The following is a 24,953-nucleotide window of genomic DNA, read 5'->3' as shown; positions in this document are numbered from 1 at the left end:
TGGCTTAAAGTATATGGGATCAGTTATGAACGAAAACGCAAGCCTGTTTGAACAAGGGGATTTTCCGAAGCTTGAGGATTTTCTCTGCTTTGCCACTTACACTGCTAACCTTGCCTTCGGTAAGGCTTACCAGCCTTATCTGTCAGAGCTGGGGTTAACATATTCTCAATGGATTACATTGTTGGCATTGGCGGAAGAAGATGGACTAACCGTTAATCAGTTAGGCGAGAGATTATTCTTAGCGTCAAGCACCCTCACGCCAATGTTAAAAATTCTTGAGAAAAAAGGAATCGTGATCAGACAGCGCTCAGTCGAAGATGAGCGTAAGGTTCACATCTTTCTTACGGATGAGGGCAGAGAATTGCACAAAGCAAGCCATCGGTGCATGAAAGTGTTTTATTCACTAGGACTGACACTTGAAGAGGTGCAACTCTTGCAGAAGACAATTATCAAGGTAAGAAATAATTTACTGCAATCTTGACCTTCTTAACTAGCAAGCTGTTTGAGGTATAAAGGTTCCAGCTTGGGCTCTGGTTCCGACTATGGGGTACTGTGACCTGCTCAAAGTCATGTGACTCAGCCTTAGCATTTATTGGTTGTTCTGCTGCTACAGTCCGCGTAGAGCGAGAAGCGGACGCCGGTATGAAGTTAACAGACGCCCGTTAATATTACTCGTAAAGATTACTTAACCCGTTTCCCCGTATCATCAATGACCTTTTCGCCATCTTCTTTGGTAAAAGCGCTTTTCTGGCCTTCAGGCAGAATGTCCAGCACAATTTCTGAGGGACGACAAAGACGTGTGCCAAGCGGCGTCACGACCACCGGTCGATTAATCAGGATCGGATGTTGAAGCATAAAATCAACCAACTGCTCATCAGAAAATTTGTCTTCATCAAGCCCCAGTTGCTCATAAGGTTCGACGTTCTTACGCAGCAATGCACGTACTGAAATACCCATATCAGAAATTAGTTTGCTAAGCTCATCACGAGTCGGGGGCGTATCGAGATAATAAATAATGGTTGGTTCGTTACCGCTGTTACGGATCATCTCCAGCGTGTTACGTGAGGTGCCACAGGCCGGGTTGTGATAGATGGTAATATTGCTCATATCAATATCTCGCTACAAGGTGACAGAGAGTCGCCACGCCAGCACGGCCAGAGTGACGAAAAGCACGGGCAGGGTCATGATTATGCCGGTGCGGAAGTAATATCCCCAGGTGATGGTCATGTTTTTCTGTGCCAGCACATGTAACCACAGCAGGGTTGCCAGACTGCCAATCGGAGTGATTTTCGGGCCTAAATCGCAGCCAATCACGTTGGCATAAATCATTGCCTCTTTGACGACGCCAGTCGCCGTACTTCCGTCAATCGACAGCGCACCAATCAGCACTGTCGGCATGTTATTCATTACCGACGACAGGAACGCGGTCAGGAAGCCGGTGCCGAACGTTGCTGCCCATAACCCCTTTTCTGCAAGCAGGTTTAGCACGTCAGATAGAGACTCCGTGAGCCCTGCATTGCGCAGGCCATAGACCACCAGGTACATGCCCAGTGAAAAAATAACTATCTGCCATGGTGCATCGCGCAGGACTTTTCCTGTGTTGATGGCGTGACCTCTTTTCGCCACTATGAACAGTACTGCTGCGCCAGTAGCAGCTATCGCACTTATCGGGATCCCAAGAGGTTCCAGAACAAAGAAACCGACAAGTAGCAAAAACAGGACAATCCAGCCCGCCCTGAACGTTGCCGGATCCTTTATCGCACTGGCAGGCCTCTTCAGCAGCGAAACGTCATACGTCACCGGAATATCCCTGCGGAAGAAGAGATGCAGCATGACCAGCGTGGCCGTAATTGCGGCCACATCTACGGGGATCATCACGGAGGCATACTGCGTAAAGCCCAGACCGAAAAAGTCCGCCGAGACGATATTCACCAGGTTAGAAACAATGAGCGGCAGGCTGGCCGTATCTGCAATAAATCCTGCGGCCATGACAAAGGCTAGTGTCGTGCCCTGACTGAATCCCAGTGCGAGCAGCATCGCAATTACAATCGGCGTAAGGATCAGTGCGGCTCCGTCATTGGCAAACAGTGCAGCAACAGCAGCCCCAAGCAAGACTATCCAGCTAAACAAAAGGCGGCCACGTCCGTTACCCCAGCGGGAGACGTGCAGTGCGGCCCATTCAAAGAAGCCGGACTCATCGAGCAGCAGGCTGATGATGATGACCGCAATAAATGCCGCTGTCGCGTTCCAGACGATATTCCAGACAACGGGAATATCAGCGATATGGATGACTCCGGTTATCAGCGCCAGCACAGCCCCGATACTCGCACTCCAGCCAATACTCAGGCCTCCGGGTTGCCAGATCACCAGTATCAACGTCAGTAAAAATATACTCCCCGCCAAAAACATCTCAGACCCCGTTATATATGATTATGTGAATTTGTTTTCTTTTCTCAGCAGGAGGTGCAGGCTGATTTATCCAGCCATTTACGCAAATCCTCCCGCATACACTGCCAGGACGTCGTGATTGTCTCAGCTGCCCATGCCGGTATGTGGGGTGACAGACGATAGTGGATCCATTTGCCTTCACGACGGTCCAGAACCAGCCCAGCCTCACGAAGGATAGCCATATGTCGCGAGACTTTGGGCTGTGATTCGGAAATGGCTGCGCAGATATCACAAACGCACAGTTCTCCTGACTCCCGGAGAATCATGACGATGGCGAGCCGAGTTTCATCCGACAGGATTTTGAAAAGCTGAACAGGTTGTAGCATTTTTCACTCCGTTCCCTTTAGAGTATATATATGATAAATCATATGTGTTAAATTTGAAACCATCTGCTCTCTCCGGAGGAGAAAAATGGAACAATTTCCTGCCCTGAATATTGAATTCTTTGATCAACACATCGCTGAACGCCTGAACCTGCAAGAGCCACCACGGATTCTTATCCTGTATGGCTCAGTAAGAGAGCGCTCCTACAGTCGCTTTGCTGCGGAAGAAGCTGGTCGCCTGCTGACGGCGATGGGCGCGGAGGTAAAACTGTTTAATCCATCCGGTCTACCCCTGCCGGATGATGCGCCGGACACGCATCCTAAAGTCACCGAGCTGCGTGGTCTGGTCAGATGGTGTGACGGGATGGTGTGGAGTTCTCCGGAACGGCACGGGGCTATGAGCGCAGTTATGAAGGCGCAAATTGACTGGATACCATTAAGTGAAGGCGCGGTTCGTCCTTCGCAGGGCAAAACACTTGCGGTAATGCAGGTCTGCGGCGGTTCACAGTCCTTCAATGCAGTGAACCAGATGCGTATCCTGGGCCGCTGGATGCGGATGTTTACGATCCCCAACCAGTCCTCCGTAGCCAAAGCGTGGCAGGAGTTTGACGAAAACGGACGAATGAAACCTTCGTCATGGTATGACCGCATCGTCGATGTAGCCGAGGAGCTGTTTAAAATCACGCTGCTGCTTAAGGGACAAACCGGCTATCTTGCTGATCGTTACAGCGAGCGAAAAGAGAGCCATCAGGAGCTGTCATCCCGTGTCAATCAGGACAAAATATAACTTCTGTTCTTCGTTAATCCATACTGCATGAACTTAACAACGTCCGCTCCTGACACATTGCGGACGTTATGAATTTATAGCCGCTCAATAGCCTCAATTAGTTCTGGCCCTTGTTTTTTCACGTCACTCATGGCACGCGAGACCGTGTTCAAGAAGAAATACTCAGCGGGCAGTACTCCGTCTTCGGTAGTCTCAACTGCCTGCAGCCGGGGACATCCTGCCTCATCTATTCGCGCGCTGCTTCCGGCACTAACACTAACGGCCGGCGGTCGTGAATATCGACGAGGCCCTGATCGGCCGCAGCGGTCACTATCAAAAATCCTTCAGCTTCATCGCCGCGTTCAAAAGGTACGCTGCCGATCGCCGCCAAAAAAATGGGGTTGCCGTCTTTTCTATGGATGAAATAGGGCTGTTTCTTGCCACCTTCACGCTTCCACTCAAACCAGCCATCCGCAAAACAGATCGCCCGGCCGTGCTGCCAGAGAAGCTTAAACATCCTGCTGCTGGCTGCGGTCTCAACCCGGGCATTAATCAATGGCGGTTTATCCCACCACCCTGGCGCGTAACCCCAGTGCACCGGATCGAGGTGGAGTTCTTCATTGCGTTCGCTCAGCAACAGAACTTTGGTACCGGGCGCCATGTTGTAACGTCCAATCGGATCAGGGTCGTATGCGATGTCGCGCTCGGCTTCATCCGCTAGGTATGCCAGATATTCTTCACGGGTTTGTGATTGAGCAAAGCGTCCGCACATGGATACCTTCAGTCTTCAGACTGAAAGTATAGAAGGTGTGGAGGAAACGTAGGAAGGGTACTGTAGGAAGGGTACTCCGACAGCCATCTAACTGATGACTGTCAGAGATGATGTCAAAAACAATGTGTACAAAACTGTGTATTAAAATCAGGAGGATCGCACAATTTTAAAATTTAAATCATTGTTTTAATTGATAAAAATATTTATTTCGTAGCTGCTATCGTAGGGCATACCATTCCTTATGTTTCAGTGGGTTAGCCATGGCACCGAGAATATCGGAAATCACGTTGACAATAATCACCAGCGCGCCAATCACCATCACTCCGGCAGAGATCGCCGCGTAGTCCTGCTGACGAATGGCGTTGATAAGCCACCGGCCCAGCCCTGGCCAGCTGAATACCATCTCCGTGATCATCGCCAGGGTGAGCATGGTGGAAAACTGCAGGCCGAGGCGCGGGATCACCGGCGGCAGGGCGTTGTGCAGCACGTGGCGCAGTAAAATTTTGCGTCGCGAGACGCCGCGGGTGGCGGCCGCCTTGACGTAGTTGGTGTCATACACCTCGCTGGTGCTAATGCGCATCAGGCGGATCACTTCGGTAGTGGGGGCTACCGCCAGGGTCAGCACCGGCAGCACCATATGCCGGGCGGCGCTGACGATCATCTCATGGCGCCACGGCGAGTCCGAAAGCCAGGCGTCAATCAGCGCGAAACCGGTGACGTTTTTCACCTCATACAGCAGGTCGAAGCGGCCGGAGACCGGAAGCCAGCCGAGGGTCAGGGAGAAGAAGAGGGTCAGGAGCAGCGCCAGCCAGAAGACCGGGATCGAGAAACCGACCAGCGCGACGGCGCTGATCAGGGTATCGGGCCATTTGTTGCGCATCACGCCGGCGATCATCCCCACCGGAATGCCAATCAGCAGGGCAAAGCCGAAGGCGAGGATGCACAGCTCCATGGTCGCCGGGAACACCTCGCGCAGCTGCTCGGAAATCAGCTGGCCGTTAATGCTGGAGACGCCAAAATCCCAGTGCAACACCCCTTCAAACCAGAACAGCCATGCATTCCACAGGGTCGCGCCCTGCAGCGGGGCATGGGGAGTGAAGTAGCTCAGGCTGAAGCCGACAAAGGTCAGAAAAAAGAGGGTGACCAGCAACAGCAGCAGACGGCGCAGGGTAAAAATAATCATGGTTTTTTCACCTCTTCGGTTTTCTCCCGCGATACGCCAGCGAACGAAGCGTTACCGAAGGGGCTAAGCACCAGGCCTTTCATATCATAGCGATAGGCCTGCAACCGCAGCGATGAGGCCAGCGGCAGGACCGGCAGTTCACGAGCGAGGATGCGCTGGGCCTCTTTGTAAGCGTCCATCCGTGAGGAGAGCTGCTGCGAGAGCAGCGCTTTTTGCAGCACGTCATCGAATTCCCGGTTACACCAGTGGGCGAAGTTGGTTTGCGAGGCGATCGCCGCGCAGCTCAGCAGCGGCCGGAAGAAGCTGTCCGGATCGTTACTGTCCGTCGCCCAGCCGGAGAGCGTCAGGTCATGGTTCATGTCCATCAGCCGCGCCTCCTGGAAGCGCCCCTCCACCGGCAAGATGATCACCTTGACGCCAATCTGCGCCATATCCGCCTGGATCAGCTCTGCTGTTTTCAACGGGCTGGGGTTCCACGCCTGCGAGCTGGTGGGAACCCACAGTTTGAGGGTCAGATTTTCCAGCCCCAGGGCCTTCAGGCGGGTGCGGGCCTCCTGGGGATTATATTCGGTAATCTTAGCGTCGTTATCGTAGGCCCACGAGGCGCGCGGCAGCATCGACGCCGCCGTCTCCGCGGTGCCATAGTAGATAGACTGCATCAGGCGCTGGTTGTTAATGGCCAGCGCCAGCGCGTGGCGCACCTCCGGGTTGTCCAGCGGCGGCTTGGCGGTGTTGAAGGCCAGCCAGGCAATGTTCATCCCCGGACGCAGCGTCAGGCGCAGGCGCGGGTCGTCACGCAGGATCGTCAACTGGCTGGCGGCCGGCCAGGCCAGCACGTCGCATTCGCCGGTCAGCAGTTTCGACAGGCGGCCGGTTCCACCGGAGCCGAGGTCGACCACCACCTGCGGCATCAACGGTTTTCCGCGCCAGTAGCCGGGGTGGCGCTGCAGGCGAACATACTGCCCGGAGCGGTACTCAGACAGCTGGAACGGGCCGGTACCCACCGGCTGGCGATCGAGCTGTTCCTGACGATCGTCCTGCGTTAAGCGGGCGGCATATTCGGCGGAGGTAATCGACGCATAGTGGGTGGCCAGATGCCAGAGGAATGATGCATCCGGCCGCTTGAGGCGAAACTCCACGGTCTGATTATCGAGCTTGCGGACGCTCTCCACGCTGTCAGCAAACTGCAGGCTGTCGAAGTAGGGGAAGCTGCTGCCGTTGACGTTGTGCCAGGGGTGATCGCGGTTAAAAATGCGGCCAAAGGTGAAAATCACGTCATCGGCGTTGAAATCCCGCGTCGGGGAGAACCATGCCGTGTGTTGAAACGGGACGTGGCGGCGCAGGTGAAAGCGGTAGGTGGCGCCGTTATCGAGGACTTCCCAGCTCTCCGCCAGCTCGGGGACCAGCCGATAGGTATAAGGGTCGACGTCAAGCAGGCGATCGTAGATCTGCGCGGCCAGCGTATCGACGATCAGGCCGCTGCTCACTTTCTGCGGATTAAAGGTATTAACCTGGCCGCTGACGCAATAGACGAAACCGCTGTCGCGAATATCGGCGCGGTCGGGGAGCGCAGGGGCGGCAAAAGCCTGCCCACACAGCAGGGAAACCGCTGCCAGGAGAGATGACAATTTCAGGCGCATATTTTCTGTTTGATTATAGAGTTGAACTCTATCTTATTAAGATTCATAGACATTCACCACCGCCTTCAACAAGCCTGAGGGATAATGCGGTTACCGGGTGCGTATAGTATTCAGTCAATTGATTAAAATAGTCGCGGAACCGAGTCTGTATAATGAAACATGGTAACTTTTTATCGCCGATATCGCCAGTCAGCTCTGTTTGGCCGCGGTTGACCGGACGGTGGAAGCGACGCTAACGCCGGGGATAAATTCAGTATAGCGGGGAGAAAGCAGAGGGTCCGACGGGCGGGTAACCCTACCCGTCGGATGTCATACAGGGGGGAACGTTCTTGTTTATCGTGACAATGTCACTTTTTGATAATCCATATTCCGCAAGTCTTCCAGTAGCCCCGGGCCGACCGGCTGCCACTGCAATCGCTCGCGAGTCCATGCCGAGCTGGCGCGCAGGTCAAGGGCGGTAAAGGGGGCAAACCAGCCGAACCAGGCGTCAGCCTGCGCCTCATCCAGCTGGGTCAGCGGCAGATTTAAGCCCCGGGCGATAATTGCGGCAATCTCCCGTAACGCGATCCCCTCTTCAGCCACCGCATGGTAGCGCTCGCCCGCAGCGCCCTGCAGCAGGGCGCTGGCGTACAGGCGCGCGACGTCATCGACATGGGCGGCGGACCAGCGGTGGTTCCCCTCGCCGCGCAAGGCCACCGCGCCGCTGGCGACCGCGCGTTCGATATAGCTGGTCAGCAGCCCCTGGCGCACGGTGTCATGCACCTGCGGCAGGCGAACGACCCGGACGTCCACTCCCGCCTCCAGCAGCTGCTGGCCGGCAAGTTCTGAGGCGATCCGCGGGCTGGGGTGCGCGGCGTTAAAGCACGACTCGCGGGCCGGGGCGCCGCTCCCGTCGTCGCCCATCAGCGTGCCGGAGGTGATGACCAGCGGCCGCGCGCTGCCCCGCAGCGCCTGGCCCATGGTGAGGATCGCCTGGCGGTCTTTCTCGCAGTTGGCGGCAAAGCGGCTGAAGTCGTGGTCGAAAGCGGTATGGATCACCGCGTCGGCGCTCTCGACGCCCGCCAGCAGCGAATCGGGGGCGTCCAGCGTGCCGCGGCGCACCTCGACGCCTGCCGCTTCCAGGGCCTGCGCCGTGGCGTCGCTGCGCGCGAGGCCGATAACCTGATGGCCCGACGCCTGCAGCGCCGGAAGAATACGCGAGCCGATAAATCCGCTCGCGCCGGTAAGAAATATACGCATTATGAACCTCCTGAACGGGTTATCAGGCGTATCCTACCCGCGATGTCATACTATAAAAGTAGAGACATTATCGGGGTATAAATTCTAACAGGCAGACTTACAGGCAGATGATGAACACTTCTGACAATCATGCTTTAGGTGATTTTCTCCGCGCCAGGCGCCAGCGTCTCGACCCGGTAACGTTTGGCTTCCCGGCGGGACGCCGGCGCACGCCGGGCCTGCGCCGTGAAGAGGTCGCCCAGCTCGCCAGCATCAGCCCGACCTGGTATACCTGGCTTGAACAGGGGCGCGGCGGGGCGCCTTCCCGCGAGGTGCTGGAGCGGATCGCCCGCGGTCTGCGGCTGACCACCCCGGAGCGCGAACATCTGTTTATACTCGCCTTCGGCCATCCGCCGCAGACCCGTTTGACGATCACAGATGATATGACGCCGCGGCTGCAGCGGGTGCTCGATGCCTTCGCCATTCCGGCGATTATCCGTACCGCCAGCTGGGACGTGATCGCCTGGAACGCGGCGGCGGCCAGGGTGCTGACCGACTACGGCCAGCTGCCGCTGGCGGAGCGCAACGTGCTGCGCCGCCTGTTTACCCGGCCTGAGGCCCGCTGCACCCTGGAGGACTGGCAGACGGTGGGGCAGCTTATCGTTAATGCCTTTCGCGCCGACGTCACGCGGATGGGCGCCACGACGGAAACTGACCAGCTGATCGCGGAGCTCAGCCAGCAGAGCGTCGAGTTCGCCCGTTTCTGGCAAAGCCACGACGTCGCCGGCCACGGTGAGGGCTATAAGCGCATTCACCACCCGCAGATGGGCCCGCTCGATCTGGAGTTCACCTCTTTTGCCGTGGAGGGCCGCCCCGATCTGTCGCTACTGGTTTTCAACCCGGCGACGACGGAGAGCCAGCGCAAAATTCACGGTTTGCTTCAGGCGTCGGGATCCTCATCGGGGGAGTACTGAGGGGTAAATTCGTACAGGGCCAGGGCGTTGCTCTCCAGCGAGTCGACCCGCAGCCAGTGGCCGTCGAGTCGGGCTTCCTCCACGCTGAGCGCCGGACGGGCCTGATGCATCAGCCACTGATAATCTTCGGCGTCGGGGCCGCTGCGGCTGCGAAAGGCGTCCACCAGCGGGAACAGCGCGCCGTGGTGCTGATCGAAGAGGTGCTGTTTGATGCGCCAGCGGCCCTTGAGCCCCTGCAGCCGCACATTGTACGGCTGGCTGAAGCGTTGAATAAAAGCCGCTTCGCTGGAGAGCCAGGGGTTGTAGACCACCGTATTGCGCAGCAGCAGCTGGTAGTGCCCCTGGTGATGGAGCAGCAGCAGGTTTTTGTCGTGAAACAGGATCTCGCCGCGCAGCCGTCGCCAGAGCCACAGCACCCAGTAAACCGGGCGTGGCAGCCCGTGCAGATAGTGCAGCGCCAGGCTGGAGGTATCCAGCTTGCCGTTGGCGCGGGCTTCGCCCTGGAGGCCGGAGTTTAACCAGAAGCCCGCCAGCCAGACCTGGTCCGCGACCCCCAGCAGATTATCCATCAACAGCGCGCCGCGAAAAAAGCGCCCGTTGGTGTCCCGCGTATCGCCGGTCAGCGTATTCCACGAGAGCAGCCATAGCGGCAGGTTAAGCTGCCGTTGACGCAGGGCGCTGTGGATCTGTCGCAGCTTATGTGCCGGATAGTGCTCGCTGGAGGCCAGACTGCTGCTGTCCGCCTGAGCCAGATCCAGCCGTTCGTTGGCATCCGCCTGGCAGGCGAGAAAATCGGCTTCCGCCAGCAGCGGCGAGTGGAACAGCGGATCGTCCCCGGGCGCGCTGGCGGCAAAGCGGTGCCAGATCCCCAACTGCGGCTGCGGCAGCAGACGGTGAAGAACCTCGCGCTGCTGCCGCCAGGCGGCCTGGCGGGCCGCTTCGCTGGCCTGCGGCGACCAGTGCCAGACAAAGCGCCAGCTGCTGAGCGTCGTCGGTGGAAAATGGTTGGCGGCGAGTTGCAGGAAGCGCTGCAGCAGATCGCTGCGGGTGGTGACCCCGGTATGCAGGATCACCTGCCAGCCCATCGCCGCCAGCCAGCTGAAGATCTGCTGCAGGTTGTACCAGCAAGCGTAGCCAGCCATCTGCGGATCGTCCCAGCCGGTGCCGAACAGGCGGCTGCTGAGAAAGGCATCGTTGATATCAATGGCATACACCGGCAGGGCGCGTTGCAACTGCTCCAGTTCGCGGCGCACGTCCTCCCGCAGCAGATCGTCCAGCTCGCGCACGGTCACCACCATCCGGGTATGGCGCAGCACCGCGGCGCGCGCCGGTCGCTGGTGCAGGTTGATCTCCCGGGTTTGCGGCGGATTGATCAACAGCGGCTGACTCTCCCGGTCGCGTTGTTCCGGCTCATTAAGGCGGGCGTAGAGCCGGTCCACGGCCACCGGCTGCCAGCGATCGCCCTGCGGCGGGCGCGGTCGGCCCGGCTCCCGGGGGGACCGCTCGCGATACTGGCGCGGCGTCACCCCATGGTGGCGCTTAAACAGATCGCTCATCATCCGCGTGCTGGCGAACCCCTGCTCGCGGGCAATTTGCTGAACGGGTTTGCGGGTGGTTAACAGCTGATCGGCAGCGTGGCGCAGGCGCAGCGCGGTGAGGTACTGAACAAAACTGACGCCAACCTCCTTGTGAAACAGGCGTGACAGCCAGGCCTCGGAGACAAACTCGGCGGCCGCCACCTCCTGTAAAGAGAGACGGCGCTGATAGTTGGCGTCGATCCGCGCCACTACGCTGGCTATCCTCCGGCTCCATTTTTCAGCATCGCGCCGTGGCGTGAAGGCAATGGGCTGGCTGAAGCGCGTGGCCAGCAGCAGCGCTATCTCACTCAGCCAACGGTTGGCCTCCAGCCGGTAATGGCCGGGATGATTGACCAGGCCGCTCACCAGCAGCTGGCGCATCAGGCGGCGCAGGCCGTCATCGACATCGCGGGTGCGCGGCGATATCTGGTAGTCGACGGCAAAAAAGGCGTTGTCGAGGCGGGCCAGCCAGCTGGCGGAGAGGGTGAGGATCATCACCGCGTTGCCCCCGGCGCTGCGCAGGCTCCAGCGACGGTTGCGGTTAACGATCGCCAGCGCGTCGACGGCAAGCTGCTGCGGCGCGCCTTCCGCCTCCGCCAGATTTACGCTCCCCTCCAGCACCCACAGCAGCGTCAGCAGATCGCTCTCCGGCTGGCTTAGCTGACGCACATCGCGCACGGTGACGCTAAAGTCGCCTGAATGCTGCTCCACATGGTTCTCCTCTGTAGACAAAAAGCAACCGGTTGTTTTTTGTCATAACCGATATGTATGAAAAACACTCATTCATTTCTCGTCAATATAAAACAAAAAAGCGCGCCTGAAAGCTGTTTCACCCGCATAAACTCGAAAGTGTCGTGCAAACACAACACAGGAATAACAAAAATGACACATCCGTTGCTTGAAGCCTTGCAGGTCAACGAGGCGCAATTTATTGCCTTACGTCGCCGGTTCCACCAGCAGCCGGAGATCGGCTTTGAAGAGCATCAGACCAGCAGCGAGGTCGCCCGACTGCTTGGCGAATGGGGATACGAGGTTCATCGCGGCCTGGCGGGCACCGGGGTGGTGGGTACGCTGCGCGTCGGCCACGGGGAAAAACGCCTCGGCCTGCGGGCGGATATGGATGCCCTGCCGATGCAGGAGCGGAGCGGGAAGCCGTGGGCAAGCCAGGTTGACGGGCGCTTTCACGGCTGCGGCCATGACGGGCACACCACCACGCTGCTCTACGCGGCTGAATATCTGGCGCGCACCCGCCAGTTTAACGGGACGCTGCAGCTGATTTTCCAGCCCGCGGAAGAGTTGCTGTACGGCGGGCGGGTGATGGTCGAGGACGGTCTGTTTGACCAGTTTCCCTGCGACGCCATCTTTGGCCTGCACAATATGCCGGGTCAGCCGCTGGGTAAAATTGGTCTGCGCGACGGGGCGATGATGGCCTCCTCCGATACGCTGCATATTGAAGTGAAGGGCGTTGGCGGCCACGGCGCGGTACCGGAGCATACGGTGGATGCCACGCTGGTGGCCTGCCATATTACCCTCGCGCTGCAGTCCATCGTCTCGCGCAATATCACCCCGTTTGAGCCAGCGGTCGTGACCGTCGGCAGCATCCAGGCCGGACATGCGCCCAATATCATTAACGATCATGTGTTGATGAAGCTCACGGTGCGCACCCTCAATGAGCAGGTACGCGAGACCGTGCTGCAGCGGATCCATGATATTGCCGTGGCTCAGGCGGAGAGCTTTAACGCCACGGCTACGCTGACCCACGTCAACGGCAGCCCGGTATTACGTAACGATCCGGCGGCCAACGCCATGGTGCGGGAGGTGGCCACAGCGCTGTTTGGCGCAGAGCAGGTGGGCGAGGTGAAGCCGTTTATGGGCAGTGAAGATTTCGCCTTCATGCTGGAGCAGCACCCCCACGGCAGTTATTTCACTATCGGCGCTGGCGACGAGCCGGATCGCTGCATGGTGCATAACCCGGGCTATGACTTCAACGACGCGCTGTTGCTTAGCGGCGCGGCGCTGTGGTGCGGCCTGACGGAACACTATCTGCGTTAATCACCGGAAACGGGAGGGCCATGCAATGAGCACTGTCACCGTAAGCGACACCCCCTATGTCGGCAGCGATCGTCTGCTGGTGGGGATTGTGCTGAGCGTTTTAACCTTCTGGCTGTTTGCCCAGTCGGTGATTAACGTCGTGCCGGCGATGAAAAGCAGTCTTGATATTTCTCTTGAGACCTTAACCCTGGCCGTCAGCCTCAGCGCGCTGTTCAGCGGCTGTTTCGTGGTGGCCAGCGGCGGCCTGGCGGACAAGTTTGGCCGCATGCGAATGACCACCCTCGGGCTGGGGCTGAGCATCGCCGGCAGCGCCATGCTGGTACTGGCCCAGGGGCCGGGGCTGTTCCTCGCCGGCCGGGTGCTGCAGGGGCTGTCGGCGGCGTGCATTATGCCGGCGACGCTGGCGCTGATTAAGACCTGGTACCAGGGGCGCGCGCGTCAGCGGGCGGTCAGCTTCTGGGTCATCGGCTCGTGGGGCGGCAGCGGCCTGTGCTCCTTCGTCGGCGGAGCTATCGCCACCGGCCTGGGCTGGCGCTGGATCTTTGTCTTTTCCATCGCCGTTGCCCTGGCGGCGCTGGCGTTACTGCGCGGCACGCCGGAGAGCCGCAGCGCCAGCGCCAGCCAGCAGAAGCTGGACGTTGGCGGCCTGCTGAGCCTTATCGCCGGGCTGGTGCTGGTGAATCTGTTTATCAGCAAAGGCCACGGCTGGGGCTGGAGCAGTCCGCTGTCGTTGAGCATGCTGGCGGGGGCGCTGATCGCTGGCGCGGTGTTTATTCGCAGCGGGCTGCGCAAAGGCGAGGCGGCGCTGATCGATTTTGCGCTGTTTCGCAACCGGGCGTACGGCGCGGCGGTGCTGTCGAACTTTCTGCTCAACGGGGCGATTGGCACCATGATGATCGCCAGCATCTGGCTGCAGCAGGGGCACCACCTGACGCCGCTGGAGAGTGGAATGATGACCCTCGGCTATCTGGTGACCGTCCTGGCGATGATCCGGGTCGGCGAGAAGCTGCTGCAGCGCTACGGCGCCCGGCTGCCGATGATGGCCGGCCCGGTGCTGACCGCCATCGCCATCGGCCTGATATCCTGCACCTTTCTCGATAAGGCGCTCTATATCGGCGTGGTGTTCGGCAGCAATGTGCTGTTCGGCCTCGGGCTGGGCTGCTACGCCACGCCGTCAACGGATACGGCGGTGGCCAACGCGCCGGAGAACAAAATTGGCGTCGCCTCGGGGATCTACAAGATGGGCAGCTCGCTGGGCGGGGCGATGGGGATTGCCGTGACGGCGTCACTTTTCGCGCTGTTTTTGCCGCTCGGTATGGCCCATGCCGCCCAGTATGCCCTGTGGTTCAACGCCGCCTTATGCCTGGGGGCGATGGCGGTGAGCGCGCTGCTGCTGCCGCGCGCCTCTCACAGCTGATGCTTTTTCAGCAGCGCGCGGAGCTGATGATAGGTTAACCCCAACAGCTCCGCCGCCTGCTTCTGATGATACTTCGCCTGCTGCAGACTCCGCTGCAGCAGGCGTTTTTCCTGCTGTAGCTGAAAATCGCGGAGATCCAGCGGCAGAGCGGGCAGTTCGTCCCCGGACGCGGCCTCCGGCACGGAGACGGCGGTCTGACGGAAAGGGTTGAGGATAATGGCGTCCAGCTCGTGCTCGCTGTCGCCGTGGCGATAGACCGAGCGCTCGACGACGTTCTTCAGTTCACGAATATTTCCCGGCCAGCGGTAGCCGAGCAGCGTGGCGGTGGCTCGTTCGCTGAAGCCGGGAAACAGCGGCAGACCGAGCTCGCGGCACATCTGAATGGCAAACTGGTTGGCGAGCAGCATGATGTCGCTCTGCCGTTCGCGCAGCGGCGGGAGCTGCACCACGTCGAAGGCCAGACGGTCGAGCAGGTCGGCGCGGAAATGGCCTTCCTCCACCATCCGCGGCAGGTCGGCGTTGGTGGCGCACACCAGCCGGACGTTGACCTGCAGCGGCTGGCTGCCGCCCACGCGCTCCAGCTCGCCATATTCAATCACTCTTAACAGCTTCTCCTGCACCAGCATCGGGGCCGTCGCCAGCTCATCGAGAAACAGCGTCCCGCCGTCGGCGCGCTCGAAGCGTCCGGGATGGCGCTTGCTGGCGCCGGTGAAGGCCCCGGCTTCGTGGCCAAACAGCTCCGAATCGAGCAGATTGTCATTCAGCGCCGCGCAGTTCAGCGAGATAAACGGCCCCTGCCAGCGGGCGGAGAGGTAGTGCAGACGGTTGGCGATAAGCTCTTTCCCGGTACCGCGCTCGCCGATGACCAGCACCGGTTTGTCCAGCGGAGCCAGCCGGGAAACCTGTTCCAGCACCTCGAGAAAGCTGTTGGCCTCGCCCAGCAAATTATCCTTGTACTGCGCCATGATGAATTTCGCCATTAAGTAGTGTGATTAACCAGGTGACTGTAGCAATGCCCTGCATAATTCGCAACCACTCTGTTTAAAATCAATAAGATAAAAAGTTGGCACGCCATTTGTATTAGCTAAGCCACAGGTGAATGCCTGCAACCAGAACTATGAGGACTGAAATTATGGGTATTTTTTCTCGTTTTGCCGACATCGTGAACGCCAACATCAACTCCCTGCTGGAGAAAGCCGAGGACCCGCAAAAGCTGGTGCGTCTGATGATCCAGGAGATGGAAGACACGCTGGTTGAGGTACGTTCCACGTCGGCCCGCGCGCTGGCGGAAAAGAAACAGCTGACCCGTCGTATTGAGCAGGCGGTCGCCCAGCAGGCGGAATGGCAGGAAAAGGCCGAGCTGGCCCTGCGCAAAGAGAAAGAGGATCTGGCCCGGGCGGCGCTGATCGAAAAACAGAAGCTGACCGACCTTATTGCTCAGCTGGACCACGAAGTGCAGCTGGTGGATGAAACGCTGGCGCGCATGAAGAAAGAGATTGGCGAGCTGGAGAACAAACTCAGCGAAACCCGCGCCCGTCAGCAGGCGCTGGCGCTGCGTCATCAGGCGGCGAGTTCGTCCCGCGATGTGCGTCGCCAGCTGGACAGCGGTAAACTGGATGAGGCGATGGCACGCTTTGAATCCTTTGAACGTCGCATCGATCAGATGGAAGCGGAAGCGGAGAGTCACCGCTTTGGCAAGCAGCAGACGCTGGATCAGCAGTTTGCCGAACTGAAAGCGGACGATGAAATCAGCGAGCAGCTGGCGGCTTTGAAAGCCAAAATGAATCAGTCCAACCAGTAAGTACGATTGCGCGGCGCGGCGTTGCGCCGCGGCTCACCCCCTGTAAGGAGTACACATGAGCATGCTTTTTCTCGCCATTCCGTTGACGCTGTTTGTGCTGTTTGTTCTGCCGGTCTGGCTGTGGCTGCACTACAACAATCGCGGCGCCAACGGGACGCTGACGCAAAATGAGCAGCAACGGCTGCTGCAGTTGACCGATGACGCGAAGCGGATGCGCGAGCGCATTCAGGCGCTGGAAGCGATCCTGGATGCCGAACATCCGAACTGGAGAGACAAATAATGGCTGGACTGGATCTGAATAAAAAACTATGGCGTATCCCGCAGCGCGGGATGGTCAAGGGCGTCTGCGCGGGTATTGCTCAGCATCTTGATGTCCCGGTGAAGCTGGTGCGCCTGATTACCGTGCTGGCGATGATTTTTGGCCTCTTTTTCTTCGTCCTGGTGGCCTACATCATTCTGACCTTCGCCCTGGACCCGATGCCGGACAGTGAGCTTTACGGCCACAAAGCGCCGAGCAATGGCGATCTGCTGGCCGCCGTGGATGCCGAACTGGCCTCCGGCGAACAGCGTCTGCGTGAGATGGAACGGTACGTCACCTCCGACACCTTCACGCTGCGCAGCCGCTTTCGTCAGCTGTAAATCCTGTTGTTAACGAGTGAGGCAACGCATGAATAGCAAATGGCAACGCGCCGGGCAGCAGGTTAAGCCCGGCCTGAAAATCGTCGGTAAGCTGGCGCTGCTGACCGCGCTGCGTTACGGCCCGGCGGGCGTTGCCGGCTGGGCGGTCAAATCGGTCGCGCGACGGCCGCTGAAAATGCTGCTGGCGGTGGCGCTGGAGCCGCTGCTCAGCCGGCTGGCCAACCGCGTCACGCGCGGGATGAAATAACGCCGCCGTGGGGAAGGCGCAAAAGGATTAACGTTCTCCTGCTTATCCACGGCAGATAGCTTATGATGACGAGACACACCTTCAGGGCATAACGGACTGGCGATGAAGCGACTGAAAACTGAATTGAATGCGCTGGTCAACCGCGGGGTTGACCGGCATTTACGGCTGGCGGTGACCGGCCTGAGCCGCAGCGGCAAAACGGCGTTTATCACCGCGCTGGTCAACCAACTGCTGAATATTCACACCGGCGCCCGCCTGCCGCTGCTGAGCGCTGCGCGCGAAGAGCGACTGCTCGGCGTCAAGCGCGTACCGCAGCGGGACTTCGGCATTCCGCGATTCACCTACGATGAAGGGCTGGCCCAGCTGTACGGCCAGCCCCCCATGTGGCCAACCCCGACGCGCGGCGTTAGCGAGATCCGTCTCGCGCTGCGCTACCGTTCCAACGACTCCCTGCTGCGCCATTTTAAAGACACCTCCACGCTGTATCTGGAGATCGTCGACTATCCGGGCGAGTGGCTGCTCGATCTGCCGATGCTGGCGCAGGATTATCTGAGCTGGTCGCGGCAGATGACCGGACTCCTGCAGGGACAGCGTGCGGAGTGGTCTACCCGCTGGCGACAGTTGTGCGCCGGGCTGGATCCGCTGGCCCCTGCCGACGAGGCCCGGCTGGCCGAGATCGCCGCCGCCTGGACGGATTATCTGCACGCCTGTAAGCGTGAAGGGCTGCACTTTATCCAGCCCGGACGCTTTGTCCTGCCCGGCGAAATGGCCGGCGCGCCGGCGCTACAGTTTTTCCCATGGCCTGACGTCGATGCCGTCGGCGAAGCCAAGCTGGCGCAGGCCGATAAACACAGCAACGCCGGCATGCTGCGCGAACGCTACAAGTACTACTGCGAAAAGGTGGTGAAGGGGTTCTACAAAGAGCACTTCCTGCGCTTCGACCGACAGATTGTGCTGGTGGACTGCCTGCAGCCGCTGAACAGCGGGCCGCAGGCGTTTAACGATATGCGCCTGGCGCTGACCCAGCTGATGCAAAGCTTCCATTACGGGCAGCGCACCCTGTTCCGCCGGCTGTTTTCGCCGGTCATCGACAAGCTGCTGTTCGCCGCCACCAAAGCCGACCACGTCACGGTGGATCAGCACAGCAATATGGTGTCGCTCCTGCAGCAGCTGATCCAGGACGCGTGGCAGAATGCCGCCTTCGAGGGGATCAGTATGGATTGCCTGGGGCTGGCGTCCATTCAGGCGACCCAGAGCGGGCTGATTGAGCTGAACGGCGAGAAAATCCCCGCCCTGCGCGGCAATCGGCTGAGCGACGGCCAGCCGTTGACCATCTATCCCGGCGAGGTGCCGGCGCGCCTGCCGGGGCAGGCCTTCTGGCAGCAGCAGGGATTTCAGTTTGAAAACTTTCGTCCGCAGGTCATGGATGTCGATCGGCCCTTGCCGCACATTCGCCTCGACGCGGCGCTGGAATTTTTGATTGGAGATAAACTGCGATGAGCGAACCGTTAAAACCGCGGATTGATTTTGATGGCCCGCTGCAGGCGGAAAAAACGCCGCCGCTGAAAAGCGCCCGCGCCTTCGACCGACGGGAAGCCGACAACTTCGCGCCGGCGCTTCTGGTGACCGGCGAAGAGGAAGAGGGGGCGGCAGAGGCGGTGGTGGAGTCGGTGCTGCGGCCGAAACGCAGTCTGTGGCGGCGGATGGTCAGCGCTGGCCTGGCGATCTTCGGCGTCAGCGTCGTGGCGCAAGGGGTGCAATGGACCGCCAACGCCTGGCAGACGCAGGACTGGATTGCGCTGGGCGGCTGCGCTGCCGGGGCGCTGATCGTCGGCGCCGGCGTCGGATCGGTGGCCACCGAGTGGCGCCGCCTGTGGCGACTGCGCCAGCGCGCCCACGAACGCGATGAAGCCCGCGATATGCTGCACAGTCACGCGGTCGGCAAAGCGAAATCCTTCTGTGAGAAGCTGGCGCAGCAGGCGGGTCTGGATCAGTCGCATCCGGCGCTGCAGCGCTGGTATGCCGCCATCCACGAAACGCAAAGCGACCGGGAAGTGGTCAGCCTCTATGCCCAGCTGGTGCAGCCGGTGCTCGATGCCCAGGCGCGGCGGGAAATCAGCCGTTCGGCGGCGGAGTCGACGCTGATGATCGCCGTCAGTCCGCTGGCGCTGGTGGATATGGCGTTTATCGCCTGGCGCAATCTGCGGCTGATCAACCGAATTGCCACCCTGTACGGCATTGAGCTGGGGTATTACAGCCGCCTGCGTCTGTTTCGCCTGGTGCTGCTGAATATCGCTTTCGCCGGCGCCAGCGAACTGGTGCGCGAGGTGGGCATGGACTGGATGTCGCAGGATCTGGCGGCCCGGCTGTCGGCGCGCGCCGCGCAGGGCATCGGCGCCGGTCTGCTTACCGCCCGCCTTGGTATCAAGGCGATGGAGCTGTGCCGCCCGCTGCCGTGGATCGCCGATGATAAACCGCGGCTCGGCGATTTTCGTCGCGAGCTGATTGGCCAGCTGAAAGAGACCCTGCAGAAAAGCAAAACCAGTCCGGAGAAGTAACCTCCGCTCAGAGACATCGCCGGGCGGCGGTTTGGCCTTGCCCGGCCTGCGAGGTCGAGTCCAGGCTTGCGCACCTGCCGCGCCGCGGGCAATGTCCGGTCATACGCATTCCGCCGCCAGCCACTCGCTGAAGGCGCGAAAGCGCGGGCGCGAGCGGTTCTCCTGCGGACAAATCAGATCATAGCCAAAGGGAGATTCCGCCTCGTCTTCGGACAAGGCTACCAGTCTCCCGGTGGCGAGCAGCGGCTGGATCAGCGTTTTACGCCCCATCACGACCCCGAGTCCATTCAGCGCCATCTCAATGGCCAGCGAGTGGTTGTTCACCGCGTAATACCGGCCGTCAAAGGGTAACGCCTGTCCGCTTTGCTGGCACCACAGGCGCCATTCGGCAAACTGATCCTGCACGTCGGTGGATTCGCAGGCATGGATCCAGACGATCGCCGCCGCGTCACCGCCGCTCAGCGGGCGATACTGCCGGCGATACTCCGGAGAGCAGACCGGCAGCAAACTTTCCGCCATCAACCGTTGTTGATAAAGATCGGGATAGCGCGTGGCGCCGTAATAAATCGCGAGGTCCACCCGCTCCTCGTTAAAATCCATCACCCCGGCGCGGACGCGAAACTGTAGATTTAGTCCCGGCCACTGGGCCTGGAAGCGGGGCAGACGCGGCATCAGCCAAAGATGGGCCAGGGTCGGCGCAATACCAATATGCAGCGTGCCGCGCAGATCCTGTTCGCGAATATCCTCAATTTCATCGTTAATCGCCCGCAGCGAATGGCTCAACGTCGTCAGCAGACGTTTGCCTTCCTCCGTCAGCGCCAGTTTACGCGTCATGCGAATAAACAGGCGAAATCCGATATGCATCTCCAGCTTGCGGATCCGATGGCTGACCGCCCCCTGGGTCAGGTTCATTTCATGCGCGGCGAGGGTAAAACTCAAATGGCGGGCGGTCACCTCAAAGGTCTGCAGCAGCGCAAGGATGCTTTGTTGTTCAAGCACAGGTTGTCTCCCTTATGCATTAATTTGCTTCATGCATAGGCCGATTTAATTCGTTTGTTACGCCAGTTTGGCCGGTTTTAAATAGTTATATCGTAACTAAACCGAGGTATACCATGTCAGGACTCAAAATTGTGGTGATTGGCGGCGGCTCCAGCTACACCCCGGAACTGATTGAAGGTTTGCTTAACCGCTATCACGAGATGCCGGTCGCTTCGCTATGGTTGGTGGACATTGAAGAGGGCAGAGAGAAAGTCGAGATCATCGCCGGACTGGCGCGGCGAATGATCGCCAAAGCCGGGCTGATCATCGAGGTGGTGGCTACCCTGGATCGGGAGAGCGCCCTGCGCGATGCCGATTTCGTCTGCTCGCAGTTTCGCGCCGGCTGCCTTGACGCCCGCATCAGCGATGAACGTATTTCCCTCAAGTATGGCCTGATCGGCCAGGAGACCAACGGCCTTGGGGGCTTCGCCAATGCCTGCCGGACCATTCCCATCGCCCTGGCGATTGCTGCCGATATGGAACGACTCTGCCCTGACGCCTGGCTGCTGAACTTTACCAACCCGTCGGGGATGGTGACCGAAGCGATCCTGCGCCACAGTCGCATCAAAGCCGTCGGCCTGTGTAATGTGCCGGTGATTATGCAAAAAGGGGTGACCACCCTGCTGCAATGCGCTGACGAAAAGGAGGTAGTGATGCAGGTCGCCGGCCTGAACCACTTTATCTTCGTGCGCCAGGTCCTGCACAAAGGAAAAGAGTGGCTGCCGGAGGTCATCGCCGAGATCAATGCCGGTCGGGATCCGCTGGTGCCGCGCAACATTCCGCCGTTCCGTTGGCCGTCGCATCTCCTGCAGGGCTTAGGCATGATCCCCTGCGCCTATCTGCGTTATTACTACATGAAGGACGATCTGCTGCGTCAGGAGCTGGCGGAGGCGGGCGGCGAAGGGACCCGTGGCGAAGTGGTTAAGCAACTGGAAAAAACCTTGTTTGAACAGTACAGCGACCCGCACCTCGCGGTTAAACCGAAGGCGCTGGAGGGCCGTGGCGGTCAGTACTATTCCGAGGCGGCCTGCGAGCTGATGAATGCCATCTACAACGACAAGCGCATTATCATGCACGTCAACACGCGCAACAACGGCGCCATCAATGGCCTGCCGGATGACTGTGCGGTGGAGGTCAGCTCGCTGATCACCGCTTCCGGTCCGCTGCCCCTCAACGTGGCGCCGTTCCCTGACGATACCCTGCGTTTGCTGCAGCTGATGAAATCTTTCGAACAGCTGACCATCGAGGCCGCCATCACCGGCAACCGCCATACGGCGTGGCGCGCGCTGGTGCTGAATCCGCTGATTGTCAGCGGCGAGAAGCTCGAACAAGCGTTGGATGAAGTGATCGCCCATAACCGCCAGTGGCTGCCTGCCTTCCATGCTTAACCCCCAATTAACCGGCCGGATGGCCGGTTAATTGACCACTGACCGCCTGACTTTACGGCGCAACGCCCATTTTTCCGCCATGCTGTCAATAATTGTTGACAGTTAGCTTCCCGAAAGTCCATTCCTGGCCTATTATTCTCCGGTCATTGGCACTTTTAGGGTGAACACTCCCATGCGTCTTGAAGTCTTTTGTGAAGACCGCCTCGGTCTGACTCGTGAATTGCTCGATTTGCTGGTGCTGCGCGGCATTGATCTGCGTGGTATCGATATTGACCCTATTGGCCGTATCTACCTCAATTTTGCCGAACTGGAGTTCGCCACCTTCAGCAGCCTGATGGCGGAGATCCGCCGTATCGCCGGCGTGACAGACGTGCGCACCGTGCCGTGGATGCCATCCGAGCGTGAACATCTGGCGCTGAGCGCGCTGCTGGTGGCGATGCCGGAGCCGGTGTTGTCGCTGGATACCAAAGGCAGGGTCGAACTGGCCAACCCCGCCAGCTGCCTGCTGTTTGGCCAAAGCCAGGCGAAGCTGCGCAACCATCCGGTGGCGCAACTGATCGACGATTTTAACGTCCAGCGCTGGCTGGAAAGCAGCCCGCAAGAGACGCTGGCGGAGCATGTGGTGGTGAATGGGCAGAACTACCTGCTGGAAGTGACCCCGGTTTATCTGGAAGGGGAGCATAACGAGCGAGTGCTGACCGGCGCCGTGGCGATGCTGCGCTCAACCGTGCGCATGGGACGCCAGCTGCAGACCATGACCAGCCAGGACACCAGCGCCTTCAGCCAGATCCTCGCGGTGGGGCCGAAAATGCGCCACGTGGTGGAGCAAGCGCGTAAGCTGGCGATGCTCAGCGCGCCGCTGCTGATTGTCGGCGACACCGGCACGGGTAAAGATCTGCTGGCGCACGCCTGCCATCTGGCCAGTCCGCGGGCGGGCAAACCCTATCTGGCGCTCAACTGCGGCTCCATTCCTGAGGACGCCGTTGAGAGCGAGCTGTTCGGTGACGCGCTGCAGGGCAAAAAAGGCTTCTTCGAGCAAGCTAACGGCGGCTCGGTGCTGCTGGATGAAATTGGCGAGATGTCGCCACGAATGCAGACCAAGCTGCTGCGCTTCCTCAACGACGGCACCTTCCGCCGCGTTGGCGAGGATCATGAAGTGCACGTCGATGTGCGGGTGATCTGCGCGACGCAGAAAAACCTGGTCGAGCTGGTGCAGAAAGGGCTGTTCCGGGAAGATCTTTACTATCGCCTCAATGTCCTGACGCTGTATCTGCCGCCGCTGCGCGACTGCCCGCAGGACATTATGCCGCTGACGGAGCTGTTCGTGGCGCGCTTTGCCGATGAGCAGGGGATCCCCCGACCGAAGCTCTCCGCCGATCTCAGTACGGTGCTTACCCGCTACAGCTGGCCCGGCAACGTCCGCCAGCTGAAGAATGCCGTTTATCGCGCGCTAACCCAGCTGGAAGGATTCGAGCTGCGTCCACAGGACATTTTGCTGCCGGACCACGACGTCGCCTCGCTGCCGGTGGGCGAGGAGGCCATGGAAGGATCGCTGGACGATATTACCCGCCGCTTTGAGCGCTCGGTATTGACCCAGCTCTATCGCAGCTACCCCAGCACCCGTAAGCTGGCGAAGCGGCTGGGGGTGTCGCATACCGCCATCGCCAATAAGCTGCGCGAATATGGTTTGAGTCAGAAAAAGGGCGACGAATAATCGCTGAACGCCGGCGACGCTCGTCGCCGGTATCCCGGCCTGCAAAGCGGGCTAAACCTGTATATACTGGTTTTTTAATCCTTTTTCCGGGGTGGTGCATATTGGCGTCGCGTCGCGCGATCGGGCAATGGCTGACATTGCTGCTGCTCTCAATTCTCTTTTCCTCGCTGCTGTTACGCATTCATCTGCCGGCAGCGCTGCTGCTGGGGCCGCTGATTGCCGGTCTCATTTTGAGCCTGCGCGGGGTGAAGCTGAGGATCCCCCGCGCCTGTTATCTGGCGGCGCAGGCTATCGTCGGCTGTATGATCGCCCGCGCCATTAACCCCTCCGTTTTTGGCGTGCTGTTCAACAACTGGGCGCTGGTGCTGGCGATCCTGTTAACGACCCTGGCGATCAGCGGCCTCACCGGCTGGTTGCTGGTCCGCTACAGCGCGCTGCCGGGCGCCACCGGCGCCTGGGGAAGCTCTCCCGGCGGGGCGTCGGCAATGGTGGTAATGGCTCAGGAGTACGGGGCTGATGTACGCCTGGTGGCGCTGATGCAGTATCTGCGAGTGCTGTTTGTCGTCGGCGCGGCGGCGCTGGTGGTGCGCTATGCCCTGGGCAACGAGGCGCAAACAATGAGCCAGGCTATCGTCTGGTTTCCACCGTTGACCCTTCATTTCCCTTTAACGCTGCTGCTGACAGCGGCGGGCTGCTGGCTGGGCGTGCGGCTGCGCATTCCTTCCGGCGCCATGCTGCTGCCGATGCTGCTCGGCGCGCTGGCCCAGGGGGGCGGCTGGGTGATGCTGGAGCTGCCGGAGTGGCTGCTGGCGATGGCCTACGCGGTGCTGGGCTGGACGGTGGGACTGCAGTTTAACAAGGCGGTGTTTCTGTTGGCCCTGAAGACGCTGCCGCAGATTATCGCCTCCATTCTTGGGCTGATCCTGATGTGCGCCCTGATGGCCCTCGGTCTGACCCACATTCTGCAGATGGATTTCATGACCGCCTATCTGGCCACCAGCCCTGGCGGACTCGACACGGTGGCGATTATCGCCGCCGGCACCCGGGCGGATATGTCGTTTATTATGGCGCTTCAGACGCTGCGGCTGTTTACCATCCTGCTGACCGGCCCGGCGATGGCGCGGGCTATTTCCCGCTATGCGCCGCGGCAATAAAAAGCCCCCGCAGAGCGAGGGCTGAGTACATAGCATGTCCGCAG

At 59.8% G+C, this 24,953-nt stretch carries 23 protein-coding genes and 1 pseudogene; 14 read left to right on the top strand and 10 right to left on the bottom strand.

Going from position 1 to position 24,953, the window contains the following annotated elements:
* Positions 1 to 25: 25 nt before the first annotated feature.
* Complete coding sequence (locus tag ACOI6Z_RS14205) at positions 26 to 481, top strand: MarR family winged helix-turn-helix transcriptional regulator (RefSeq protein ID WP_072413071.1); 456 nt, start codon at positions 26 to 28, stop codon at positions 479 to 481.
* A 200-nt stretch (positions 482 to 681) separates the two neighbouring features.
* On the opposite strand, the gene arsC is transcribed toward ACOI6Z_RS14205, so the two are convergent.
* Genes arsC through ACOI6Z_RS14190 form a run of 3 tightly spaced genes read right to left on the bottom strand, consistent with a single transcriptional unit; the run spans position 682 to position 2,774 of the window.
* A complete protein-coding gene (arsC, locus tag ACOI6Z_RS14200) occupies positions 682 to 1,107 on the bottom strand; it encodes a glutaredoxin-dependent arsenate reductase (protein ID WP_072421969.1) in 426 nt (141 codons plus the stop codon).
* Between the two features lie 12 nt (positions 1,108 to 1,119).
* Complete coding sequence (locus tag ACOI6Z_RS14195; RefSeq protein ID WP_259427643.1) at positions 1,120 to 2,409, bottom strand: arsenic transporter; 1,290 nt, start codon at positions 2,407 to 2,409, stop codon at positions 1,120 to 1,122.
* A 44-nt stretch (positions 2,410 to 2,453) separates the two neighbouring features.
* Complete coding sequence (locus ACOI6Z_RS14190; RefSeq protein ID WP_072413074.1) at positions 2,454 to 2,774, bottom strand: transcriptional regulator; 321 nt, start codon at positions 2,772 to 2,774, stop codon at positions 2,454 to 2,456.
* 85 nt (positions 2,775 to 2,859) lie between these two features.
* Between ACOI6Z_RS14190 and arsH the strand changes: the two genes are divergently transcribed.
* Positions 2,860 to 3,558 (top strand): arsenical resistance protein ArsH, encoded by a 699-nt coding sequence (gene arsH, locus ACOI6Z_RS14185; protein WP_087827305.1) that lies wholly within the window; start codon positions 2,860 to 2,862, stop codon positions 3,556 to 3,558.
* Positions 3,559 to 3,632: 74 nt separating this feature from the next.
* Here the strand turns inward: arsH and ACOI6Z_RS14180 are convergent.
* From ACOI6Z_RS14180 to ACOI6Z_RS14165, 4 genes and pseudogenes are all read right to left on the bottom strand, one after another.
* Positions 3,633 to 4,309 (bottom strand): annotated as a pseudogene (locus ACOI6Z_RS14180) (SOS response-associated peptidase).
* Between the two features lie 217 nt (positions 4,310 to 4,526).
* Positions 4,527 to 5,492, bottom strand: coding sequence for a putrescine export ABC transporter permease SapB (sapB, locus tag ACOI6Z_RS14175; protein ID WP_017900865.1), 966 nt, complete (start codon positions 5,490 to 5,492; stop codon positions 4,527 to 4,529).
* Positions 5,489 to 7,132, bottom strand: a complete 1,644-nt coding sequence (gene sapA, locus ACOI6Z_RS14170; RefSeq protein ID WP_065813001.1) for an ABC transporter substrate-binding protein SapA — start codon at positions 7,130 to 7,132, stop codon at positions 5,489 to 5,491. Before sapA ends, sapB begins: the two co-directional genes overlap by 4 nt.
* Positions 7,133 to 7,465: 333 nt before the next feature.
* Entirely contained in the window at positions 7,466 to 8,374 is a 909-nt protein-coding gene (locus tag ACOI6Z_RS14165; RefSeq protein WP_074423659.1) for an SDR family oxidoreductase, read from the bottom strand.
* Positions 8,375 to 8,481: 107 nt separating this feature from the next.
* Between ACOI6Z_RS14165 and ACOI6Z_RS14160 the strand changes: the two genes are divergently transcribed.
* Complete coding sequence (locus ACOI6Z_RS14160) at positions 8,482 to 9,324, top strand: helix-turn-helix transcriptional regulator (protein ID WP_060591009.1); 843 nt, start codon at positions 8,482 to 8,484, stop codon at positions 9,322 to 9,324.
* Here the strand turns inward: ACOI6Z_RS14160 and ACOI6Z_RS14155 are convergent.
* On the bottom strand, positions 9,291 to 11,612 hold the full coding sequence (locus ACOI6Z_RS14155) for a helix-turn-helix domain-containing protein (protein ID WP_420687419.1): 2,322 nt from the start codon (positions 11,610 to 11,612) through the stop codon (positions 9,291 to 9,293). The genes ACOI6Z_RS14160 and ACOI6Z_RS14155 overlap by 34 nt on opposite strands.
* Positions 11,613 to 11,783: 171 nt before the next feature.
* Between ACOI6Z_RS14155 and ACOI6Z_RS14150 the strand changes: the two genes are divergently transcribed.
* Together ACOI6Z_RS14150 and ACOI6Z_RS14145 are read left to right on the top strand one after the other, a co-directional pair.
* On the top strand, positions 11,784 to 12,953 hold the full coding sequence (locus ACOI6Z_RS14150) for a M20 aminoacylase family protein (RefSeq protein ID WP_064158318.1): 1,170 nt from the start codon (positions 11,784 to 11,786) through the stop codon (positions 12,951 to 12,953).
* Between the two features lie 25 nt (positions 12,954 to 12,978).
* Positions 12,979 to 14,370, top strand: a complete 1,392-nt coding sequence (locus ACOI6Z_RS14145) for an MFS transporter (RefSeq protein ID WP_050533916.1) — start codon at positions 12,979 to 12,981, stop codon at positions 14,368 to 14,370.
* Here ACOI6Z_RS14145 and pspF read toward each other — a convergent pair.
* Positions 14,361 to 15,350: a phage shock protein operon transcriptional activator gene (gene pspF, locus ACOI6Z_RS14140; protein WP_074423658.1), complete on the bottom strand. Its 990-nt coding sequence runs from the start codon at positions 15,348 to 15,350 to the stop codon at positions 14,361 to 14,363. The two genes, ACOI6Z_RS14145 and pspF, sit on opposite strands and share 10 nt — an antisense overlap.
* A 152-nt stretch (positions 15,351 to 15,502) precedes the next feature.
* Here pspF and pspA point away from each other — a divergent pair, with 152 nt between their 5' ends.
* The 6 genes from pspA (at position 15,503) to ACOI6Z_RS14110 (ending at position 19,615) form a co-directional block, all read left to right on the top strand.
* Positions 15,503 to 16,171, top strand: coding sequence for a phage shock protein PspA (gene pspA / locus ACOI6Z_RS14135; protein ID WP_004203910.1), 669 nt, complete (start codon positions 15,503 to 15,505; stop codon positions 16,169 to 16,171).
* Positions 16,172 to 16,226: 55 nt separating this feature from the next.
* The gene (gene pspB, locus ACOI6Z_RS14130) at positions 16,227 to 16,451 is read left to right on the top strand and encodes an envelope stress response membrane protein PspB (protein ID WP_023289357.1); all 225 of its coding nucleotides are present in this window, start codon (positions 16,227 to 16,229) and stop codon (positions 16,449 to 16,451) included.
* On the top strand, positions 16,451 to 16,810 hold the full coding sequence (gene pspC / locus ACOI6Z_RS14125) for an envelope stress response membrane protein PspC (protein WP_004203911.1): 360 nt from the start codon (positions 16,451 to 16,453) through the stop codon (positions 16,808 to 16,810). The genes pspB and pspC overlap by 1 nt, the downstream gene beginning before the upstream one ends.
* Positions 16,811 to 16,838: 28 nt before the next feature.
* Positions 16,839 to 17,057 carry a phage shock protein PspD gene (gene pspD / locus ACOI6Z_RS14120; protein WP_002901915.1) on the top strand — a complete coding sequence of 73 codons (219 nt, stop codon included), beginning with the start codon at positions 16,839 to 16,841 and terminating at the stop codon, positions 17,055 to 17,057.
* A 102-nt stretch (positions 17,058 to 17,159) separates the two neighbouring features.
* On the top strand, positions 17,160 to 18,557 hold the full coding sequence (locus ACOI6Z_RS14115) for a YcjX family protein (protein WP_032452561.1): 1,398 nt from the start codon (positions 17,160 to 17,162) through the stop codon (positions 18,555 to 18,557).
* Entirely contained in the window at positions 18,554 to 19,615 is a 1,062-nt protein-coding gene (locus ACOI6Z_RS14110; RefSeq protein WP_023289359.1) for a YcjF family protein, read from the top strand. Before ACOI6Z_RS14115 ends, ACOI6Z_RS14110 begins: the two co-directional genes overlap by 4 nt.
* Positions 19,616 to 19,714: 99 nt before the next feature.
* Here ACOI6Z_RS14110 and ACOI6Z_RS14105 read toward each other — a convergent pair whose 3' ends face one another.
* Positions 19,715 to 20,584 (bottom strand): LysR substrate-binding domain-containing protein, encoded by an 870-nt coding sequence (locus tag ACOI6Z_RS14105; protein WP_223825673.1) that lies wholly within the window; start codon positions 20,582 to 20,584, stop codon positions 19,715 to 19,717.
* 143 nt (positions 20,585 to 20,727) lie between these two features.
* On the opposite strand from ACOI6Z_RS14105, the gene ACOI6Z_RS14100 reads away from it, so the two are divergent.
* The 3 genes from ACOI6Z_RS14100 to ACOI6Z_RS14090 all read left to right on the top strand — a co-directional run bounded on the left by ACOI6Z_RS14100 (position 20,728) and on the right by ACOI6Z_RS14090 (position 24,909).
* On the top strand, positions 20,728 to 22,041 hold the full coding sequence (locus ACOI6Z_RS14100) for a 6-phospho-beta-glucosidase (RefSeq protein ID WP_065812998.1): 1,314 nt from the start codon (positions 20,728 to 20,730) through the stop codon (positions 22,039 to 22,041).
* A 172-nt stretch (positions 22,042 to 22,213) separates the two neighbouring features.
* Entirely contained in the window at positions 22,214 to 23,755 is a 1,542-nt protein-coding gene (gene tyrR, locus ACOI6Z_RS14095; RefSeq protein WP_023289362.1) for a transcriptional regulator TyrR, read from the top strand.
* A 101-nt stretch (positions 23,756 to 23,856) separates the two neighbouring features.
* Positions 23,857 to 24,909: an AbrB family transcriptional regulator gene (locus ACOI6Z_RS14090; RefSeq protein ID WP_023289363.1), complete on the top strand. Its 1,053-nt coding sequence runs from the start codon at positions 23,857 to 23,859 to the stop codon at positions 24,907 to 24,909.
* The last annotated feature ends 44 nt before the right edge of the window (positions 24,910 to 24,953 follow it).

Source organism: Klebsiella sp. C239, from assembly GCF_048822715.1.
Lineage (GTDB): Bacteria > Pseudomonadota > Gammaproteobacteria > Enterobacterales > Enterobacteriaceae > Klebsiella > Klebsiella quasipneumoniae.
The sequence above is the reverse complement of the archived record's forward strand: the minus strand, read 5'-3'. Positions and strand labels throughout refer to the sequence as shown.

What these genes read in the sequence shown, in the direction of transcription:
- ACOI6Z_RS14205 (WP_072413071.1), top strand. Translation starts at nt 26, where the DNA reads ATGAACGAAAACGCAAGCCTGTTTGAACAAGGGGATTTTCCGAAGCTT.
- ACOI6Z_RS14110 (WP_023289359.1), top strand. Translation starts at nt 18,554, where the DNA reads ATGAGCGAACCGTTAAAACCGCGGATTGATTTTGATGGCCCGCTGCAG.
- pspD (WP_002901915.1), top strand. Translation starts at nt 16,839, where the DNA reads ATGAATAGCAAATGGCAACGCGCCGGGCAGCAGGTTAAGCCCGGCCTG.
- ACOI6Z_RS14150 (WP_064158318.1), top strand. Translation starts at nt 11,784, where the DNA reads ATGACACATCCGTTGCTTGAAGCCTTGCAGGTCAACGAGGCGCAATTT.
- ACOI6Z_RS14195 (WP_259427643.1), bottom strand. Translation starts at nt 2,409, where the DNA reads ATGTTTTTGGCGGGGAGTATATTTTTACTGACGTTGATACTGGTGATC.
- arsC (WP_072421969.1), bottom strand. Translation starts at nt 1,107, where the DNA reads ATGAGCAATATTACCATCTATCACAACCCGGCCTGTGGCACCTCACGT.
- ACOI6Z_RS14190 (WP_072413074.1), bottom strand. Translation starts at nt 2,774, where the DNA reads ATGCTACAACCTGTTCAGCTTTTCAAAATCCTGTCGGATGAAACTCGG.
- pspC (WP_004203911.1), top strand. Translation starts at nt 16,451, where the DNA reads ATGGCTGGACTGGATCTGAATAAAAAACTATGGCGTATCCCGCAGCGC.
- sapA (WP_065813001.1), bottom strand. Translation starts at nt 7,132, where the DNA reads ATGCGCCTGAAATTGTCATCTCTCCTGGCAGCGGTTTCCCTGCTGTGT.
- pspF (WP_074423658.1), bottom strand. Translation starts at nt 15,350, where the DNA reads ATGGCGAAATTCATCATGGCGCAGTACAAGGATAATTTGCTGGGCGAG.
- ACOI6Z_RS14115 (WP_032452561.1), top strand. Translation starts at nt 17,160, where the DNA reads ATGAAGCGACTGAAAACTGAATTGAATGCGCTGGTCAACCGCGGGGTT.
- ACOI6Z_RS14100 (WP_065812998.1), top strand. Translation starts at nt 20,728, where the DNA reads ATGTCAGGACTCAAAATTGTGGTGATTGGCGGCGGCTCCAGCTACACC.
- pspB (WP_023289357.1), top strand. Translation starts at nt 16,227, where the DNA reads ATGAGCATGCTTTTTCTCGCCATTCCGTTGACGCTGTTTGTGCTGTTT.
- ACOI6Z_RS14160 (WP_060591009.1), top strand. Translation starts at nt 8,482, where the DNA reads ATGAACACTTCTGACAATCATGCTTTAGGTGATTTTCTCCGCGCCAGG.
- tyrR (WP_023289362.1), top strand. Translation starts at nt 22,214, where the DNA reads ATGCGTCTTGAAGTCTTTTGTGAAGACCGCCTCGGTCTGACTCGTGAA.
- ACOI6Z_RS14145 (WP_050533916.1), top strand. Translation starts at nt 12,979, where the DNA reads ATGAGCACTGTCACCGTAAGCGACACCCCCTATGTCGGCAGCGATCGT.
- sapB (WP_017900865.1), bottom strand. Translation starts at nt 5,492, where the DNA reads ATGATTATTTTTACCCTGCGCCGTCTGCTGCTGTTGCTGGTCACCCTC.
- pspA (WP_004203910.1), top strand. Translation starts at nt 15,503, where the DNA reads ATGGGTATTTTTTCTCGTTTTGCCGACATCGTGAACGCCAACATCAAC.
- arsH (WP_087827305.1), top strand. Translation starts at nt 2,860, where the DNA reads ATGGAACAATTTCCTGCCCTGAATATTGAATTCTTTGATCAACACATC.